This window comes from Mycobacterium sp. UM_Kg27, assembly GCF_000972905.1.
In the GTDB taxonomy this organism is placed as follows: Bacteria; Actinomycetota; Actinomycetes; order Mycobacteriales; family Mycobacteriaceae; genus Mycobacterium.
This window is the reverse complement of the sequence record NZ_JRMM01000237.1, coordinates 1-2,745: the sequence shown is the minus strand read 5'-3', so window position 1 is coordinate 2,745 and position 2,745 is coordinate 1. Positions and strand designations below refer to the sequence as shown.

Genomic DNA, 2,745 nt, shown 5'->3' with positions numbered 1-2,745 from the left:
CCCGGGGACCCAGATGCCGCCGCCGGACAGCGCGGTGGAGCCGCCGAAGTACCGCGACTTCTCCACCACCAACGTGTCGAGGCCGCGGCCGTCGGCGGCCAGCGCCGCAGTCATCCCGCCGCCACCCGAACCGATGACGAGTACGTCGACGACGTGATCCGTGCCGGTCACCCGCGCACCTCATCCGGTTGTGCCACGCGGATGGCGAACCCGGCGATCAGTTCTGGGGCCGGCCGGTAGTAGCGGTAGGTGGTGCGATATTCACCCTGAGTGGCCAGTGCGCCGAAAGCGGCTGCCCAGGTGCGGATCTCGTGTGCCGATCCACCGCCGGACTCGGTGATGAACGCATTGGACCAGTCGTTGAGTTCATCGAGGCGGCCGCTGTCCACGATCGACAGGAACCGCTGGTCGAATTCGGGGTTCAGCGGGGCGAGGTCGTTCGTCCCGGCTGCGAAGTCGCGGGCCGCGGCGATCACCGCGTCTTGGCGGGCTTGGCGCTGCTCGGCGCTCATGGCGGTGCCGTTCAGGATCCGGTCCCGGGTGACCGGCGGTGCGGTCGCCAGCGTCGGAAGCGGCGGATCATGCGAGAGCCCACCGGATCCCACCACCAGCACCCGCAGGTCCAGTCCGGCCAGGAACTCGCCCACCGCGGCGCCGAGCGCACGAGCGCGGTGTATCGGGCCCAGTGGTGCGGCGACGGCATTGAGGAAGATCGGGATCACCGGGCACGCCGCAGCGTCGCCGAACAGGCGCTCCAGTGGCTGCACCACCGCATGATCGACGTCCATGGATGCCGAAACAGCCACGTCCACACCGCGTTCCAGCACTGCCGTGGCGCATTCACCGGCGAGATCGGCCGGTACGTCCAGCGGTCCCAGGTGCGTACCGTAGTCACCGATGCCCTGCGCGGCGGTGCCGATGCAGAACGGCGGCATCAGCTTGAAGAAGAAGCCGTTGTAGTGGTCCGGCGCGAACACCACCGCCAGCTGCGGATCGAAGTCGGCGACGAATGCCGCCGCTCGCGCGATCGCGGCCTCGATGTCGTCCATCAACTCACGGGGTGGTCCCGGCAGATTCAACAGTGGGCTGTGGGACATGCAGCACAGGGCCAGTGTCATCGCGGCGATCACCCCCTTGCACGGTCACGGCCAGCACGTCAAAGAGTCGTGTGCTCATCTCGGGTGCGCGCTGGGCGATGCAGGCCGCGGCGATGCAGCGATCCGGGCGCAGGAACAACACCGATTCGCTGTGGCGGTCGAACCAGGCCTTCAGCTCTCCGGTCCGGTCGCCAATGATGGTGATCGCGGGGTCATCGGCCTGATCGGGCGGGGTCCAGTGCAGCTGGGTCGAGGGCCGTACCGCGATGAAGCTCGCCCCGAGCGCCGTCCACCGCGCGAACGCCTCCTCGCCGAGCAGCGCCCGGGGATTGTTGTTCCAGGCCAATACCGCGAAACCGGTGCCGATCACGTCGTCGAGGAGAAGGTCTGTGCCACTGCGGGTGTCGACGCGCGGCTGGATGAACAGGGTCCCGGTCGGGGAATCGGGGCGCCGTGGCTGGTCATGGACGACTGCACCCTGCTCATAGCACGGCATCGGCTTGAACCGCATCTCCAGGACGTAGCGTTTGAGGGTCGGTACCGCCGAGGCGGCCCGGATCACCCGATCACGCAGGCCCGCGACGCGGCGGTTGGTCGGCGAGATCACCTTGCCCACCATCGTGGACAGGTCGATCATCGCGCGGGCGTGCTTGCGCCGCTCGGTGTCGTAGCTGTCCAGCAGGCTTGGCCGAGCCTGCCCCCGGACCACCGCGGCCAGCTTCCAGCCCAGGTTCATCGCGTCGCGGATCCCGCTGTTGTAGCCCTGGCCCTGCCAGACCGGCATGAGATGCGCGGCGTCGCCGGCCAACAGCAGCCGCCCGCGCCGAAAGGCCCCGGCGATCCGGGAGTGGTGGGTGTAGAGCCGGTGGCGGATCACATCGACGTCGTGCGGATAAGGCAGGAACGGGGCCAGCATGGCCGCGACGAATTCGGGATCCTCGGCCTGCTCATCGGTCTCGTGGGCGTGGATCATGAACTCGAACCGGCGAATACCGTGCGCAATCGAGATCGATGCGTACGGGCGCGCCGGGTCGGCGCCGACTTCACTGTTGGGATGGCCGAGCGGGTCATTGGCGATGTCAACCACCAGCCAGCGCGTCGACGAGGTGGTGCCGTCGAAGGACACTCCCATCAGCCGGCGGGTGGCGCTGCGCCCGCCGTCGCACCCGACCACGTAGCGAGCCGACACCGTCTCGGGTTCCGGTCCGTCGCCACCGATGCTGACCGCCACCGCGTCGTCGGTTTCAGCACACCCAGTCATCGGCCGGCCCCACAACACCTCGACGTGGTCGAAGCGTTCCAAGCCGCGCAGCAGTTCGGCGTCGACCAGCGGCTGCACGAATCCATTGCGCTTGGGCCAGCCGAAACAGGCGTCGGCAGGCGCCATTTCGGCCAGCAGTCGCCGGCGGCCGTCGTAGAACCGCAGGATCTGGTTCGGGACGGTATGCGGCAGCACAGCATCCACCAGGCCGATCGCCTGGAAGGTGCGCAGCGACTCATCGTCGAGGCCGACCCCGCGGGGATAGTCGATGAGGGTGTCGCGGTCCTCGATGACCAGGGTGCGAATCCCTTGCAGGCCGAGGATGTTGGCCAGGGTCAGGCCGACCGGCCCGGCGCCGACCACGACGACCTGTCTCTTATACACATC

The 2,745-nt window shown here is 68.3% G+C and carries 3 protein-coding genes; all 3 read right to left on the bottom strand.

The window, feature by feature from the left end; translation table 11 throughout:
- Positions 1-171 (bottom strand): FAD-dependent oxidoreductase (locus tag LI94_RS22745; RefSeq protein WP_152664902.1); only part of this gene is annotated, 171 nt, incomplete at its 3' end.
- Entirely contained in the window at positions 168-1,097 is a 930-nt protein-coding gene (locus LI94_RS20805) for a 3-carboxyethylcatechol 2,3-dioxygenase (protein ID WP_046302423.1), read from the bottom strand. The genes LI94_RS20805 and LI94_RS22745, both read right to left, overlap by 4 nt.
- Positions 1,054-2,742 (bottom strand): bifunctional 3-(3-hydroxy-phenyl)propionate/3-hydroxycinnamic acid hydroxylase, encoded by a 1,689-nt coding sequence (locus tag LI94_RS20800; RefSeq protein WP_046302422.1) that lies wholly within the window; start codon positions 2,740-2,742, stop codon positions 1,054-1,056. The genes LI94_RS20805 and LI94_RS20800 overlap by 44 nt, the downstream gene beginning before the upstream one ends.
- Positions 2,743-2,745 lie beyond the last annotated feature (3 nt).